At 45.1% G+C, this 15,943-nt stretch carries 13 protein-coding genes and 1 pseudogene; 9 read left to right on the forward strand and 5 right to left on the reverse strand.

What is annotated here, in order from left to right; genetic code table 11:
• Positions 1-55: 55 nt before the first annotated feature.
• The 3 genes from KJS69_RS26065 (at position 56) to speB (ending at position 3,840) form a co-directional block, all read left to right on the forward strand.
• The gene (locus tag KJS69_RS26065; RefSeq protein WP_213586742.1) at positions 56-1,243 is read left to right on the forward strand and encodes a multidrug effflux MFS transporter; all 1,188 of its coding nucleotides are present in this window, start codon (positions 56-58) and stop codon (positions 1,241-1,243) included.
• 473 nt (positions 1,244-1,716) lie between these two features.
• Positions 1,717-2,790 (forward strand): YkvI family membrane protein, encoded by a 1,074-nt coding sequence (locus KJS69_RS26070; protein WP_213586743.1) that lies wholly within the window; start codon positions 1,717-1,719, stop codon positions 2,788-2,790.
• A 75-nt stretch (positions 2,791-2,865) separates the two neighbouring features.
• Entirely contained in the window at positions 2,866-3,840 is a 975-nt protein-coding gene (gene speB, locus KJS69_RS26075) for an agmatinase (protein ID WP_213586744.1), read from the forward strand.
• A gap of 221 nt (positions 3,841-4,061) precedes the next feature.
• Here speB and KJS69_RS29860 read toward each other — a convergent pair.
• A pseudogene (locus tag KJS69_RS29860) lies at positions 4,062-4,157 on the reverse strand (DinB family protein); the annotation flags it as partial.
• Positions 4,158-4,437: 280 nt separating this feature from the next.
• Here KJS69_RS29860 and KJS69_RS26080 point away from each other — a divergent pair.
• A complete protein-coding gene (locus tag KJS69_RS26080) occupies positions 4,438-7,449 on the forward strand; it encodes a hybrid sensor histidine kinase/response regulator (protein ID WP_249730714.1) in 3,012 nt (1,003 codons plus the stop codon).
• A gap of 282 nt (positions 7,450-7,731) precedes the next feature.
• Here KJS69_RS26080 and KJS69_RS26085 read toward each other — a convergent pair whose 3' ends face one another.
• On the reverse strand, positions 7,732-9,195 hold the full coding sequence (locus KJS69_RS26085) for a protein adenylyltransferase SelO (protein ID WP_213586746.1): 1,464 nt from the start codon (positions 9,193-9,195) through the stop codon (positions 7,732-7,734).
• Between the two features lie 271 nt (positions 9,196-9,466).
• Between KJS69_RS26085 and KJS69_RS26090 the strand changes: the two genes are divergently transcribed.
• The 3 genes from KJS69_RS26090 to KJS69_RS26100 all read left to right on the forward strand — a co-directional run bounded on the left by KJS69_RS26090 (position 9,467) and on the right by KJS69_RS26100 (position 11,283).
• The gene (locus KJS69_RS26090; RefSeq protein ID WP_213586747.1) at positions 9,467-9,907 is read left to right on the forward strand and encodes a MarR family winged helix-turn-helix transcriptional regulator; all 441 of its coding nucleotides are present in this window, start codon (positions 9,467-9,469) and stop codon (positions 9,905-9,907) included.
• A 208-nt stretch (positions 9,908-10,115) separates the two neighbouring features.
• On the forward strand, positions 10,116-10,961 hold the full coding sequence (locus tag KJS69_RS26095) for an SDR family oxidoreductase (RefSeq protein WP_213586748.1): 846 nt from the start codon (positions 10,116-10,118) through the stop codon (positions 10,959-10,961).
• Positions 10,962-11,001: 40 nt separating this feature from the next.
• Complete coding sequence (locus KJS69_RS26100) at positions 11,002-11,283, forward strand: SDR family NAD(P)-dependent oxidoreductase (protein ID WP_213586749.1); 282 nt, start codon at positions 11,002-11,004, stop codon at positions 11,281-11,283.
• A gap of 232 nt (positions 11,284-11,515) precedes the next feature.
• On the opposite strand, the gene KJS69_RS26105 is transcribed toward KJS69_RS26100, so the two are convergent.
• From KJS69_RS26105 to KJS69_RS26115, 3 genes are all read right to left on the reverse strand, one after another.
• Positions 11,516-11,665, reverse strand: coding sequence for a hypothetical protein (locus KJS69_RS26105; protein ID WP_213586750.1), 150 nt, complete (start codon positions 11,663-11,665; stop codon positions 11,516-11,518).
• A 272-nt stretch (positions 11,666-11,937) separates the two neighbouring features.
• Positions 11,938-12,288: a hypothetical protein gene (locus KJS69_RS26110; protein WP_213586751.1), complete on the reverse strand. Its 351-nt coding sequence runs from the start codon at positions 12,286-12,288 to the stop codon at positions 11,938-11,940.
• Between the two features lie 212 nt (positions 12,289-12,500).
• Positions 12,501-12,998, reverse strand: a complete 498-nt coding sequence (locus tag KJS69_RS26115; protein WP_213586752.1) for a VOC family protein — start codon at positions 12,996-12,998, stop codon at positions 12,501-12,503.
• A gap of 708 nt (positions 12,999-13,706) precedes the next feature.
• Between KJS69_RS26115 and KJS69_RS26120 the strand changes: the two genes are divergently transcribed.
• Together KJS69_RS26120 and KJS69_RS26125 are read left to right on the forward strand one after the other, a co-directional pair.
• Positions 13,707-14,363, forward strand: a complete 657-nt coding sequence (locus KJS69_RS26120) for a pentapeptide repeat-containing protein (RefSeq protein WP_213586753.1) — start codon at positions 13,707-13,709, stop codon at positions 14,361-14,363.
• Positions 14,364-14,512: 149 nt separating this feature from the next.
• Complete coding sequence (locus KJS69_RS26125) at positions 14,513-15,937, forward strand: PQQ-dependent sugar dehydrogenase (RefSeq protein ID WP_213586754.1); 1,425 nt, start codon at positions 14,513-14,515, stop codon at positions 15,935-15,937.
• Positions 15,938-15,943 lie beyond the last annotated feature (6 nt).

Below are 15,943 nucleotides of genomic sequence, written 5' to 3' on the forward strand. Positions count from 1 at the left end.
TTCCGTAGTTTCTTTCCAAGCTAATTGAGATTTTCGAATGATAGGGGGAATAGCTGTGGAAAGAAAAATCTCAACACCATCCTTATTGCTGTTAATTGTCCTTGTCGGTTTCCCGCAAATTAGCGAAACGATATACACTCCTTCTTTACCGGATATAGCCCATCATCTGCATGCCAGCAGCAACACGATCCAACTGACGCTCAGTATCTACTTCCTGGGCTTCGCCTTGGGCGTATTGTGCTGGGGGAGGTTGTCTGATTCCATAGGACGGCGTCCCGCCTTGCTTTGGGGAATTATGGTGTATGGAGTTGGAAGCTTGGGCTGTACCTTGTCGGATTCAGCGGAATGGTTACTGGCGTGCCGATTTATTCAGGCTTTTGGCGCCAGTACCGGGTCGGTGGTAACCCAAACCATTCTGCGGGAAAGTATCGACGGTGCGAGACGGCATGCCGTCTTTGCCCAAATCTCTGCGGCCCTTGCCTTCACTCCGGCCATCGGGCCTTTAATTGGAGGGTGGATCGATCAAACTCTTGGATTCAGAGCTGTTTTCATAGCCCTTGTTGTGATGAGCGCGGCTATCTTTATGTACACGTTCGTTTCTCTGCCGGAGACGAGAGTAACCGCAACCTCAAACATTAGCACCCTTTCAGTGGCCAAGCGCCTCGTTGCGGACCGCAGAGTATGGGCATTTGGTTTTCTCATAGGTGCGACAAACGGGATTTTGTTCAGTTACTATGCCGAAGCCCCATTTATATTTATTGAATTTTTTCATATGAAACCCGGTCTGTTTGGATTTTTGGGTATTTTCGTGGCCATGGCTTCCATATTCGGTGCGATGCTGTCAAAAAAACTGCTTGCCCGATTCCAGGCAGAAAAAATCATCCTTATGGGCTCGATGGTAACAACCTTGGGAGCGGTATGCCTCACAGGTCTTGCTCTTTATGTAATAAGCCCTTCCGTCCTGTTTTTGGCAGTAATGGTTGCCTGTATCTTTATCCTCCTGCTGGGGATCGGGATGGCTCTTCCTAACTGCCTAAGTTTGGCGCTTATCCATTATGGTGATGTTCTGGGTACAGCAGGGGCCATTTTCGGATTGGGTTACTACCTACTGGTCAGCCTTATTACGAGCGGCATGAGTTACCTTCACAATGATTCATTATTAACGATGCCTGTGTATTTTCTCGTATTGGCGATAATTATGGTCCTTGTAAGCCAAAAGATGGTTAGCCGGGAACCCAGGTAACCTATTATTATGAAAAGAGATACTGTTTTTAATGGGATGAACGGTCAGAGGAGTTCGTTTTAACGCATCTGGTGCATTTAAAGATGCAGGAACATTAACAAAACACACCTGAAAAGAGCTGTCCCAAAATGTCATGATGGACTGAGGGGCAGCTCTTTTAATTATTCTGCAGCGAAGCAGTACACAACTTTTTGATCATTAGTTCGCAAGCCTTTATAGGCACTCCTGACTGGCAAAAATTCTATTTTTACATCTATCCTAATCTGTGATAATCTATACAATATTAAAAATGACTTGCATGGAGATGAGGTGCTACGCTCTTGACATAACAAACATACTAGCATGATGCAAGTTTTTGAAAGGGCATACATTTTGATAGATTTTACAGAAAAAGGGACTGAGAGGACCGTTTCGATCCGATCACCAAGGAATGCAAAAACAGGATGTTACTTTCACCACGAAAAGAGGTTATCATGAATAACATTATTAAAATCATCATTTTAGCAGGCGCATTTGTTTCATTCATTCTGGGCGCCGGAACGGCTACAGGCCAAGAGATTTTACAATTCTTTGTTTCATTCGGCTACTACGGTATTGGCGGAATTGCGATCGCCGCCATCATCCACATGTGGTTTGGCGCCTATACCATGGACATTGGATTGCGTTTGAAAGCCACGGATTCGAAAGACGTTTTTGTTTATTTTTGCGGAAAATATGTAGGAACCTTTTTTTATTGGTTCTCTCAGCTTTTTATTCTGGTTATCTTTGTAGTTATGATCTCCGGTGCAGGCGCAACCGTTTCGGAGCACTTCGGCTTGGGAGTCGTGGCCGGCCGGGCACTTATGGCCATTCTTGTATTAATTACCGCCTTATTGCGTTTGGAAACCATGATTAAAATTCTGGGGATTGCAGGACCCATTATTGTTGTCTTTGCCATTGTCGTAGGCGGTGGGAATTTCGATGCCGCCGGGTTCTCGCAGGCTGGCGCTCTTGTACAAGAACTTAATTTATCTACAGCAACCAGCCATTGGTGGCAGTCCGGATTTGTCTATTCCTCGTTCGTGTTACTTGTCGCCGTGCCCTTCCTCGCCAATCTGGGCAAGGGAGAGACCAACAGGAAGGCTGTCATTCTTGGCGGAATTGTAGGCGGGTTCATCATGCTTCTGGGCGTCTTTGCCATTTACATTGGGATTTTATCGAACATTGATCAGGTCCATGCCAAAGATATTCCTACCTTATTCCTGGCCAATCAAATCAACCCGGCGATTGCATTAGTCTTTTCCATTATTTTGCTTATAGCCATCTATACGACGGCGGTCGGTATGCTGTGGATCGTCTCGACCCAATTTGCCAAAGGAAACACGACCAGATATAGAATAATCACCGTAGTGTTAACGATCGTTGGATTCTTTGGCGGATTATTGCCCTTCGCGAAAATCATTGACCTGGTCTACCCCATCGTCGGATATATTGGATTAATATTGATGGCATGCATGTTATATCGCCAGTTTTTCAATCCGGGTCAAATTGGAAAAACGAACAATTAGTAAAGAGGCTACGGTGCTTTTCATAATGTGATAAAATTAATAGGCAACCAATAACTTCTGAATGAGGGAGAGCATATGAGTAAATACGCCAAAAAACCGGATTACAAAAGAGTAAAGCTCGATATGCCTTTTACAGGTATTACATCCTTTAGAAAATATCCGATCTGTACGGATTTGGATGAATTAGACGCGGATTTTGCCATTATCGGGGTTCCCAATGATATGACCACCGCCTGGCGTTCCGGAGCCCGTATGGGTCCGAGATCCATCAGAGAACAGTCATCGCTTTATGCATTCGGTTCCGGATACGATCATGAAAAAGATATTGTATATAACAACGACGGCTGGAAAATCGTGGACTGTGGCGACGTTTCTATTATTAACGGCGACGTTGAGCAAAGCCATGAGAATACAGAGGAAGCGGTTAGAAAGATCATCTCCAAGGGCGCCATTCCTATTATTCTGGGCGGAGACCATTCCGTGACGAACCCTGTGGCCTTCGCGTTGGAGAGCCATGAGAAAGTGAACGTTGTCCAAATTGATGCCCACCTGGACTGGTTAAAAGAAGTATCCGGCAACCGCTTTACCTTAAGCAATCCCATGAGAAGAATGTCTGAACTGGATCATATTAATAAAATGGCCCAGCTTGGCATACGTGGTGTCGGCAGCAGCCAAAAAGAGGATTTCGATGATGCACGAGCTTATGGCAGCACTATTGTGTCACCCAAACAGCTTAGAAAAATCGGAATCGAAGAAGCATTGAAAGACATGCCGGACGGCGAAAAATATTATGTGACCTTAGATATAGATGGTCTGGACGCGTCTATTGCTCCTGGCGCCGGCTCGCCTTCACCTGGCGGATTTTATTATGATGAAGTAAGCGAAATTTTAGAAGCCGTTGCGAAAAAAGGGGATGTCATCGGATTTGATTTGGTGGAAGTCAATCCGCTTTATGATCCGTCAGGGGTAACCTCCCAAATTGCTGCAAGATTAATCATTGATTTTATCAACTTCATTATTCGGGAAAAACAGCTTAGATCCGCGAAGTAATTCGCGGGAAAGCTGCCCAATAATTAACGAGGCTGCCGATCATTTACCACGGCAGTCTCTTCTCTTTGTCTTGGACGTTGAACTCTGGCTTAATTGTTTAACATTAGTTCAAACTCGACCTCATGGCGAATAGGTATGCCATCAATTCCTACCATAGGTATGGATTGGCTTGATTTTCTTGCTTCAGTAACATTTAGAGGAATCTTGATCTTAGTCCCCCTTTACATTAATCTTCTCCCAATAAAATTGGAACTGACTACTGCTAATCCTATTTCTTTAGACCAGATGGATAATTGTCCGATATGATGAATTTCATGTAGCGTTCCAAAAACACCCCATACTCCGATGAGGAACCGTTAAGTGTCCATCTTGAACATACATCGATAAGAAAACATATGGACCTGCGAAAATGAAGGAATAAACGCTGTTTATGTCGAATGTCTTCGTATGATGCCAATAACAAATAAAATCACTCCAAGATATACATATATAGCAATAATTATATTATTTCTTAGCGCTCTCGTCTGCTTGCGATGGGCGTGGTCTGAGCTTTTTGACACATCGGAGGGCCCCCGCCCCGTCGGGGGTGTACTCGACATGCGGGGAATAGATTTGCAGAAATACGCCACCTTCTATTTGAACGGCGAATGGCAATTCTACCCCGGACAATTGCTTTCTCATCAGGATATACAGTCAGCGGAGAACCAGCCCCGTCCTATTCAGGTTCCGGGAGACTGGAAAAGCGAGCTTAATAACGGTTCCGGTTCCTCCTATGGATACGGAACGTACCGGCTGCGCATTCTAATAGATCCGCTGGAACAGCCTGTCGCCTTCTGGCTTCATGGAATTCAAGCTTCCTCCGGCGTGGAAATAAACGGGCAGGTGAAAGGCAATATGGGCAAGCCTGCCGACAACGCCAAGGAGTACATACCCAAGAATGTCTCTTTTACAGCTACCTACTCTGTGGAAGGGACGACGGAGATTGATTTGCTTATTCGGGCAGCCAACTTTGACGATCCTTACAATGGCGGTCTCCTCCGTTCCATTCGCTTCGGCTCACTGGCAGCGATTGACTATGCGCGTTGGTACTCTATTGGCTTTCAACTGGTCACCTTTTTTGTTTTGCTGCTTCACGGTTTATATGCTTCTATTCTATACGTATTTAATCGTCAAGAACGAGCATTGCTGATTACAAGCCTGCTAACGCTGTCGGTTGGAATAGCCATTCTGATAGGACATGATAATATACTCTTGTTATGGCTGCCGATCAATTATACATGGGCGATAAAGATCAGACTGATCTCGCTCCTATGGCAAAACTTGTTTATTCTTCTTCTTTTCAAAAGATTCCTTCCGAACTCGCTGCGAAACGTATGGCTGCAAGCATACACTGCGGTACTCGTTTCCCTGTCAGGACTCCTGGCGGCCGCGCCCGCTTCATGGGTAAATGGAATAGTTGACTTAAAGATATTTCTTGTCATCTATTTAATTCCATTTGCCTGGTTTATCCATATAGTAGGCACAATGACTATCAAGGAGCAAGCCGACAAAGACGTCGTTTTCTTGCTGTTAACCGCGGCAGGCATAATATCCAACCTGTCATGGAGCTTGGTGGAATCTGTTAAAGATGTTACCCACGTTTACTATCCAATCGATATTATTGTGGCGATTACCGGATTTTCCGCTTATTGGTTTAAGAAATACATCCGCAACTCCCAGGAAAACGCCAAGCTAAACAAGCAATTAAAGAAGGCCGACAAGCTGAAGGACCAATTTCTCGCCAATACGTCACACGAACTGAGAACGCCTCTGCATGGTATTATGAATATCGCTCAGACCGTTGTAACCAAGGAGAAGCAGAGGATGAATGAAAGCAGCGTTAAAGATATGGAGCTGCTGATAACGATTAGCCGCCGCATGTCTCATATGCTAGGGGATCTTCTGGATGTGGCGCAGCTTCAGGAACACCGTATTGGGCTGCAGCAGGAACCTCTGCAGATTCAATCGGTCGTGCCCGGTGTAATCGCCATGCTCCAATTTATGACAGAAGGCAAGCCTATTCGAATGCATATGGATATCGCCGAATCGATGCCGCCGGTCATGGCTGATGAGAAGAGGCTTGTGCAAATTCTGTATAACTTATTGCATAACGCCATCAAATACACGGAAGAAGGAACCATCTCCGTTTCCGCCGAGAAACGGGACCGATATGCGGTCATTCATGTCTCTGATTCTGGAGTCGGAATGAATGAGGAGACACAGGAACGGGTATTTCTTCCTTATGAACAAGGATCTTATGGTATAAGCGATGGCAGGGGAATCGGGCTGGGCCTCAGCATTTGTAAGCAATTAGTCGAATTGCACGGAGGTAAATTGACCGTCCGCTCCGAGCCGGGCAAGGGCTCTGTATTCAGCTTTGATCTGCCGCTAGCTCGCGTGCCGAACCTTTCCTTATCGCAAAGCCGTCTTCCTCTCTACCAGATAACGGATGTTGCGGGGGCTGGGCCTGCTGGATTCATTGTTCCCGACGCCGCCATCCGCGAATGGGCGACCTCTGTTCGGATCCCGCCGCTTTTGAATGACGGGAAGGTGAATATTCTTGTAGTGGATGATGACCCTGTCAATCTGAATGTACTTGTCGGGATCCTTTCGACAGAGCCCTACAATATAACAACGGCTCAATCAGCCCGTGAAGTGCTGGATTTGCTAAGCACACAGCAATGGGATTTGCTGATTGCCGATGTCATGATGCCGCATATGTCCGGGTATGAGTTGACGCAGAGAGTAAGAGAGCATTACTCCGTATCCGAGCTTCCAGTACTGCTGCTAACCGCGCGCAGTCAGCCTGCCGACATCTACACCGGATTCTCATCGGGAGCCAATGATTATGTAACTAAGCCTGTGGACGCTATGGAACTCAAATACCGAATCCGGGCATTGATCACGCTGAAGCAATCCATCAACGAACGTTTGCGCATGGAAGCCGCCTATTTGCAAGCGCAGATCCACCCTCATTTTCTGTTCAACGCGCTTAATTCGCTTATGGCGCTTAGCGATATTGACACGGAACAGATGCGTAAGCTGGGCGACGCTTTTGCATCCTTCTTACGAATTAGCTTCGATTATCTCAATACGGGGGAACTGGTCGAGCTTTCTCATGAATTGGAGCTGGTCAAAGCCTATTTATATATTGAAAAAGAACGATTCGGAGAAAGATTGTCTATTGTATGGGAGGTTGAGCCTGACATCGATTTGCTGCTCCCTCCCCTCTCCATACAGCCTCTGATTGAGAATGCTGTCAGACACGGTCTCCTGAGCCGAAATCAAGGCGGCATGCTTCAACTTCGGATAACCCGCCAGGGAAGCTGCATGCTTATTGAAGTCAAAGATAACGGCAAAGGGATGGGGCAGGATAAGGTGACTCAACTGCTAAGTCCAACCATGAAGGGAAAGAGCGGAATCGGAATTGCCAATACAAATAGACGATTGATCCAATTATACGGTCAAGGCTTGTCTATTATTAGCAAGCCCAATGAGGGAACAACGGTGTCGTTTGTCATTCCGGATAATCGGAATAAAGAAGAACATTTAGTGGAAAAGAACACATGACCCCAAGACGGACAAAAGTATATTTGATTCCCGCTTTTTTCCAAAATAGAGCGAAGACGCTCAAATATACATGTCTACTTGACATAAAAGAGCGATTTCTCCGAAATCGATCAAAAGACCTGCACAATCGCTTTAGAATCAGACATCGCGCATATTTTACCTAAAAAGACCTGCACTTCTGCAGTAACTACTTCGCTACCTTAGTAATCCCCTCCTGAATAAAATTATCGGGCACCCTGGATTTAGGGCGCCCGTTCAACTGGATGCTATCGGAAGCGGCTGTCAAGTACCGCAGAAAGTTCGGTAAGGCTGAGGAGATGGCGCAGGCAGTGCGGCGTACTCATCCTGTTCAGGGGAGTGCGCGTAGGGGCTCGAAAGAACATCCAGAAACCGCTCCATCACACTGTAGTCTCCCTGCTTCACCGCCGCTTCCAGTGCCTCTTCCACCCGGTGGTTGCGGGGAATGATCGCGGGGTTGCTGCTTCGCATCAACTGATGCGAGGAGGCTTCAGGCTCCTGCTGCCTGCCCAGTCTCGCCTGCCACCTCTCATGCCACCCGGCAAATTCCGTGGTGCCAGACAGGACCGTATCCTCCGGCTTATTGAAGGTTAAGGCTCGGAAGGTATTCGTATAGTCCGCACGATACTTCTGCATCATGTCGAGAAGATCTTCAATCAGGGATGGATCCTCCGGCTCTTCGTTAAAGATCCCCAGCTTTGCCCTCATTCCTGCGAACCAGTTCCGGCGAAACTGCTCGCCAAAACCCGATATCTCCTCCTCGGCTAATTTCACCGCCTGTTCCTCATCCTCATGCAGCAGAGGCAATAACGTTTCCGCAAACCTCGCCAAATTCCAAGCTGCAATATACGGTTGATTGCCGAAGGCGTAACGGCCCTGAGTGTCAATAGAACTGAATACCGTTGCCGGGTCATAAGTATCCATGAAGGCGCACGGTCCATAATCTATCGTTTCTCCGCTAAGGGCCATGTTATCGGTGTTCATCACTCCGTGAATAAAACCGACAAGCTGCCATTGAACAATCAGCCCGGCCTGCCGCTTGATCACTTCCTGCAGGAGGAACAGATAGCGATTCTCCTCAGCGTCGCATTCTGGAAAATGCCGCTGCAAAGTATAATCAGCAAGGGCTTGAAGATCCTCGGCCGTACCCCATTTAGACACGTATTGAAAAGTACCGACTCGCAGATGACTGGCAGCTACGCGGGTCAAAACAGCACCGGGAAGCTCGGTTTCACGGATGATCGACTCGCCGGTCGTCACCACCGCCAGACTGCGGGTAGTAGCAATACCCAGCGCATGCATGGCTTCGCTGATGATGTATTCGCGCAGCATCGGTCCAAGTGCCGCCCGGCCATCTCCCCGACGGGAATAGGGGGTTACACCCGAGCCCTTCAGTTGAATATCAAACCGTTCACCGGAAGGCGCAATTTGCTCGCCGAGCAGCAGCGCCCGGCCGTCCCCCAGCATGGTGAAATGTCCGAATTGATGTCCGGCGTAAGCTTGAGCAAGGGGCTCGGCGCCCTCGGGAACCCGGTTGCCGGCTAACGTCTCGATTCCATCGTGGCTTTGCAGTGCCTGAGCGTTCAATCCCAAAGCGGCCGCCAACCGATCATTAACAATAACCAGCTCCGGTGAGCTTACAGGTGTCGGGCCAAGCCTGGAAAAAAACAATTCCGGCAAATGAGCGTAACTATTATCGAAGTTCCATCCTGTTTTGTTCACTGTCATCGAATCTTCCTTTTTCTTTTGACTTTGGGCATCTTCATTTCATTTTACTCTTATACAGCAAATATTAATCATGGGCATCCTTTGCAATGGCTAAATGACCAACGGTCCACTTCATTGATATTCAGTATACCTGAGGGTGTGGTCAGATTCACCTCTTGACATCGAAGAGAGGCGGCCTATAGGATTGTAGGCACTTCCTGGCCTTTGGTCGTTTCACTTGACGGACAACCTTAGGAATGATACGCTTTTTTACTAAAGTAGGTGAGTAACCATGGACAAACCAAGTGCTGACTATATTCTAGGTCATTGCCTGTACTTCTCTGCTTCCAGAATGGCGCGCCATATGGATAAAATTGCGGAAGAGGCCTTCCAAAATATAGACCTTCCGCCTTCCTATTCCTATATCTTAATCGCCATAAGCGATAAACCTGGCATCACCCAAAAGGAATTATGCAAAACACTCTGCATCTCCCCATCCACAAGCAGCAGATTTATCGACAAGCTTCGCAATCAGGGACTGGTGGAACGAAAAACAGACGGTAAACATACCCAAATCTACACTACAGCGAATGGCGAACAGATGGTTCTGGATATATACCGAGGGCTAAACCAAATTTATATGCGTCATTTGGAACTGCTGGGAGAGGAGCACGGAAAGCAGTTAATTGAGCTATTAAATTTAGCGAGCCGCAAGATAGAAAGGGTAGAATAGAGGATGGGGAAAGCATAAATGACTTGATTTTTCCTTCTGCCTAATATATTGTAAGCAGTAATCTTTAATGAGAAGGCGGCGTTGAGATCACCCTTAAAGACAGCATCAATTTCACAGTGCGTTACAGTATATTTTTTTACCCATTCATTTGTATATACAAGTAAGTGGGACATAATTCCATTTCATTCTCGGGAGGTACACTAAGCTAATGACTCTGAATGGAAGGTACTGCCTCATTACAGGAGCCAATTCGGGAATCGGCAAGGAGACGGCTTTGGGATTGGCAAAATCCGGGGCGCATGTTGTTATGGCGGCAAGAGATACGAAGCGCGGGGAAGAAGCCAAAGCGGATATTATTGAGCGTAGCGGTAACGGGAACGTTGAATTAATCCTTGCAGATATGTCAACGAGCGACGGCATTCGATCTTTGGCAAAGCAATATTTAAACCGGTACGAAAAGCTGCATGTGCTGATCAACAACGCCGGCGGTGTATTTAAGGACTATCGGAAAAATGCGGAAGGAATGGAACTGACCTTTGCCTTGAACTACTATGCCCCATTTCTTCTGACTCATCTTCTGCTTGACACGCTTAAGAAAAGCGCGCCGGCCCGCATCGTCAATGTGGCCTCGGAAGTGCAAGCCGAAAGCCTGAATATCGAACAATTGGCAGATCCCGTTAAATATAATTCGCTGAAAGTTTACGGAGCTTCCAAATTGGCTGTCGTTATGTTCACATATACGCTGGCCCGGAAGCTATCAGGCACTTCGGTGACGGTCAATGCGGTGCATCCTGGAGTCATCTACACTCCTCAATCGGCGCGGATGGCCCCCTCCTTGCTTCGGCCGCTCCTAAAGTTATTTATGTCCAGTCCGGACAAAGGAGCAGAGCCGTCTCTGAGACTGGCTGCGGACCCATCGCTTGAAGGTGTATCGGGCCATTACTATAAACAAAAGGAGCAAAAGCAAACAGGACCGTTTTCTTATGATCAACAGCAGCAGGAGCAGCTGTATGAGCGGAGTTTGGAATGGTGCGGACTAAAACCATCGGTATAGTCCCTCTAAATTACATAAAAGGGTGTTATTCAGGGGATTATTGACGAATAGAGTTGCTTTAGTTAAGGGCGCAGGAACCGGATTGGGTCAGGCAACGGCCATTCAAATGGCGGCAGACGGCGCAGAGGTTGTACTCACCGGAAGACGAAAGGAAACACTGCAGGAAACAGCACAAATGATTGAGCAGGCTGGTGGCCGTTCCATTGTACTTTCGGCGGATGTGACGAAACCGATAGAGGCAAGCAGGCTTCGTGAGCAATTGGGATCGTTCAATCGGGACGGATTGATGTTTTTAATAGATAACAAAGGTGATGCCAAGTAATATTAAGTAATGTATGGTATTACCTTTTCGACATGGAAATACTTTTCAATTTGCAATAGCGCATCTTAGTGACTGACACATTTCTCCCGGTTATGAAGAAAAGCATGGGATGTTGGTGTACTTATTAAATCCGGGCAATCTGAAAACCGAATAAGATCCTTATGGCGAAGAAGACCCCGCTGCAGTTGTGGATGGAATTGTGGATTGGCTGCTTTGGCAGAACCCCTTAATCCTAATTTTCTTTATCCCTATATACAGCATATTTAATTAGATACCCTAATCCAAGTCCAACTAATACTCCGGGGAGGGCTTGACCAAGCATAAGTCCAATCCCTGCTCCTATAATGACACATGCATAGATGATGATATCGCCTTGTTTCATTTCTATATCCCCTTGTATAAATTTCTCCTCCTCATTAGCGAATTTAATCGAGGAGCTTCTTCTTCGGCTCCATTATACAAAATAACGCAACGTCACTTTCAAATGTTTTGTTAATCCTATGTACTAAAATCAAGAAAATCACGATGCAGGGCAAATTTGTAGTACGCATAATTATACCGGGGAGGCTAAGAAATGGGCAGGAAAATATATAAGAACGGAGTAGTTGGGTTGCACTACCAAAAATAATGGCTATGACCGCCTAAGAGTCCGTTTTACCATTCTCTCCATTCCAACGTGATATCGTGACCTTCCTCAATCTCTAACCCGGCCAGCCTTGCCGCCTTGTCAATAAATTCGGCCAATTCTTCACGTTCACTCGTTTCAATAAAATAGTCATGCTCATCATTCACATCATTGAGGGCAAGGATAGTTTCTTCCACAGCCTTCATGATTTTCTCAGGGGTTTTACTCTCCTGCAGCGATAATAATCGGTTCAAGTAATCGTCCAGAACTTTATCACAGCTTAATAAACTCTCTTCCGTATAGAAGTCTTCTTCCTCCTCAATCATTCTCTCACGCCATAATTTTGTCGGTTTTTCATTAAATAAATCATGAAGTTCCATGCGAATATCCCTCATTTCGTTGATAATAACCTCTTCTCTACGACTTATCATATCATATTTGGAAAATGGTGGACATAACTTCCGACTCTATCTAATAAAAGACCTCTAAAACCAACGGTTTTAGAGGTTCTTAATCGATTTATAACCTTTACGAAAGTGGCTCAAGTTATAATACAACGGCCTCTCCCAGACCCAATGGACAGAAAAATACGTTATCCCTCATAGGCTTGCTGTAACGTTTTGATGTCGATTTTTGCCCTCGTTTGGAGCAATGCCTTCATCACTCTTTCAGATTTATCCGGATCGGGGTCGCATATCATCTCATTTAAATCGCTTGGGATAATTTGCCACGACACGCCGAACTTGTCTTTCAACCAACCGCACACCTGAGCCTTCTCGTCCCCGCCCTCGGAGAGCCTATCCCAGTAATAGTCCAGCTCATCTTGATTCTCACAATGGACGATAAATGATATGGCCTCTGTGAACTTAAAGTGCGGACCGCCATTTAACGCGACAAACTGTTGTCCTTCCAGTTGAAATTCAACGGTCATTACGGTTCCCTCAGGTATTCCGCCGGGATTTTCTTTTCCATAGCGAGTGATTCTGCCAATTTGAGAATTTTGAAATATGGAGGTGTAATACTCAGCCGCCTCTTCCGCTTGCGAATCGAACCATAAATTCGGTACTATTTTTTGAATTTTGTTGTCCATCCTTTTTCCTCCCTTATCTTCAAATAGTATTACACTCATTTTAGTTTATTTAGCGGTTTGTGATTTCTTTTCGATTGCTCTGTTATTGCAATCGACTTTCATGATATTGTTCCGCAATAAATAAACCACCTCTTCGCCGCAACGGATAAGTTCTTGAACTACACCGAGGGTGGGATTGATATGTCCTTCGGAACTCCGTAATCAGCAAAACACGTGCCATAGTCATCACCTTTCCAGTATTACCGCTCCGTTTGAATCGGAATTTCTTTATCAAAAAATACGATAGATACGATTTCCTTATCATTGATAACATCTTCAAAAGTTTTGATCATAAGGATTTGGTCACTTATGTTGTTCCCCAAATAGTTCGGCCAATTCTTTATCCGTACGCAATAAAGAATTGTTCTCCATCTTTTCGCCTCCTACATACAACACGATTGCCGACTCGAAAATATCCCATTGCCCGGTATTATTTGTCTACATACCATTTTCAGTCCCTGCTCCAGTCAGAATTTCATGATAATAAAAGCTTTCAATCCCACTTTTTAGAGTGGTTTTGGAGGCCTCGGTTTAAGTAATCGTCCAGAACTTTATCACAGCTTAATAAGCTCTCTTTCGTATAAAACAGCGGAGGAACGATTGCACGTTCCATCTTGTTCACCTATACTAGGAACAAACGTTCTTTTTTTGAAGGAGGAGACAACTCCAATGAGCAGCGGGAAAAAAGCGATGAAAATCGAACAGCCGATTATTCCGAATGAACTATCTGAACTGACGCCAGATGATATCCGATCTAATGATTTTGTGGAGATGGGAATCATGCAAAACTGCGTAATGGAGCAGTTGACGGATCACAAAGTGACCTTCGATAAAATCATCTTCAAACAAGTCACCTTTACAGAATGCGCCTTGACAGGCGTGGAACTGACCGATGTCATCTTTGAAAAATGCGATCTGTCCAATGTCGATTTCAGCGAAGCCATTATTCATCGAACCGTATTTAAAGAATGCAAATTGATCGGAATCCATTTATCCGGTTCGACGTTGCGGAATGTCCTCTTTGATCAATGTATAGCCGATTACGCCTCATTCCGATTTTGCAATACCAAGCAAGTGATCATTCAGGATAGTTCTTTATGTCATGCCGATCTTAGCTTCTCTAAATTGCATAAAATTGAATTCTATCGTTCCAACCTGGATCAGGCTCAATTGTCGGGTACCAAGCTGAACGGAATCGACTTAAGCGATTGTCAATTCGATGGGCTAGGCGTGGGAGTAGAAGATTTGCAAGGCTGTATCATTACCCGTGAACAAGCCTACCTGTTTGCATCCCTGTTTGGGCTCATTGTAAAGGAGGATTCTTAAGCGCCGCAGATAGATTCTCTATATTTCTCGTATGGCCGGGGTTGTCCCTGTGTAAGGCGATGCCGTAGGAGCAGGGTACCCCAGGTAATAATAATCAGTTCGAATCATATTCTTATTAAAGAAAACGGCAAAAAGGAGGGTAAAGTTAATTGATAAAAGTTAAAGTTAGTTTACGGCCTATTGTTAGTAAGCTAAACTTACCCACTGTTTTGAAAACAACTATTCTTCCGGGTGACTCCATAGAAAGATTATTTATTGCAACCCAGGTAGGAGAGATCTTTTACATAGGAAACGGAGGTATAGGAACTTTTTTAGATATTCGCCCACGAATCATAAAACTAGGTGTTTCTAGTGGCGGATATGATGAACGGGGATTGCTGGGGCTAGCATTTCATCCCGAATTTTATTATAATCGTCTGTTTTATCTCCATTATTCCGTAGCTGGAACCCAAGGTCCAGGTGCTCTTCCAGGTGGTTTTGAATCTTTTAAGCCTAACCCGTGTGATCCCGGAACCTTAACCCTAAGGTGGACAAATAGAGAAACTCGATATGATCATATTGATACAGTAGAAGAATGGATTCTGCAATCGAATGGCCAACCTCAAAAACGGCGGACATTACTTAATATAAGAAGACCATTTTTAAACCATAATGGTGTCAATAGCTTAAACTTTTCACCTGAAACAGGAAAACTTGTTTTGACAACCGGTGATGGCGGATCAGGCTATGATCCATTTAATTTAAGCCAAGATGATATGGAAATAGCAGGTAAAATCATCGAAATTGATGTCGTTAAAAATTCATTTATCGATAATCCACCCATAGTTACACGTTTTAATGAGCTGCCCGTACCTATTCAGGAAACGCTTACGGTAATAGCCAAAGGAGTTCGCAATATACCAGGCATTTCATTTCAAAGGTTTTATAATCGGTATATCAAATACGTAGGAAATGTCGGACAGGATCTCGTAGAGTCGATTTTTTCATTCCTACATTATAAACCAATACCGGTTCCTCAGCTTATTCAAGCTTATTTAATGAATTCAGAACCTGACCAAGAAGGATTTATTAACTTTGGCTGGCGAGGGTGGGAAGGTGCTTTTCCTACTTCGACAACAACAGGCTGCTCTGCAAATCCCGCTTTGAATCAGAAAACAATTGCTTATTACGATGAAGCAGTAAAAACTTCAGTGCGGCGTCTTCAGCCTCTAACGAGTTATTTTCATGAAGATCCCCGAACGGATAAGTTTAGAGCAACTGCACTTACAGGAGTCCAGCCCTATATGGGAAATGAAATCCCCGGTTTATCGGGAAACGTTGTGTTTACCGATCTAGCTCGGGCTAAAGAATCTCAACTTCCGGTTAAAGGGGCTTTAGCTTTTACCAGGGTAAGAACAGATTGTAAACTAAACGATTTTAGTGTGATTGAAACCGATTATAATTTTGGGTCTCAATCAGCTTATTATGTTAGTTTGGGAACGAATCTGAATCAAACCAGACTATATTTAGGGGTTTATGGCTCTATGAAAGTGGTTGATTCTAACCAAGGTACTGTTTTTGAAATTGTTCCATGAATAGCC

Origin of the sequence: Paenibacillus sp. J2TS4 (assembly GCF_018403245.1) — a bacterium.
Classification (GTDB): Bacteria; Bacillota; Bacilli; order Paenibacillales; family NBRC-103111; genus Paenibacillus_L.

What these genes read in the sequence shown, in the direction of transcription:
- KJS69_RS26070 (WP_213586743.1), top strand. Translation starts at nt 1,717, where the DNA reads ATGAATAACATTATTAAAATCATCATTTTAGCAGGCGCATTTGTTTCA.
- speB (WP_213586744.1), top strand. Translation starts at nt 2,866, where the DNA reads ATGAGTAAATACGCCAAAAAACCGGATTACAAAAGAGTAAAGCTCGAT.
- KJS69_RS26080 (WP_249730714.1), top strand. Translation starts at nt 4,438, where the DNA reads ATGCGGGGAATAGATTTGCAGAAATACGCCACCTTCTATTTGAACGGC.
- KJS69_RS26085 (WP_213586746.1), bottom strand. Translation starts at nt 9,195, where the DNA reads ATGACAGTGAACAAAACAGGATGGAACTTCGATAATAGTTACGCTCAT.
- KJS69_RS26090 (WP_213586747.1), top strand. Translation starts at nt 9,467, where the DNA reads ATGGACAAACCAAGTGCTGACTATATTCTAGGTCATTGCCTGTACTTC.
- KJS69_RS26095 (WP_213586748.1), top strand. Translation starts at nt 10,116, where the DNA reads ATGACTCTGAATGGAAGGTACTGCCTCATTACAGGAGCCAATTCGGGA.
- KJS69_RS26105 (WP_213586750.1), bottom strand. Translation starts at nt 11,665, where the DNA reads ATGAAACAAGGCGATATCATCATCTATGCATGTGTCATTATAGGAGCA.
- KJS69_RS26110 (WP_213586751.1), bottom strand. Translation starts at nt 12,288, where the DNA reads ATGGAACTTCATGATTTATTTAATGAAAAACCGACAAAATTATGGCGT.
- KJS69_RS26115 (WP_213586752.1), bottom strand. Translation starts at nt 12,998, where the DNA reads ATGGACAACAAAATTCAAAAAATAGTACCGAATTTATGGTTCGATTCG.
- KJS69_RS26120 (WP_213586753.1), top strand. Translation starts at nt 13,707, where the DNA reads ATGAGCAGCGGGAAAAAAGCGATGAAAATCGAACAGCCGATTATTCCG.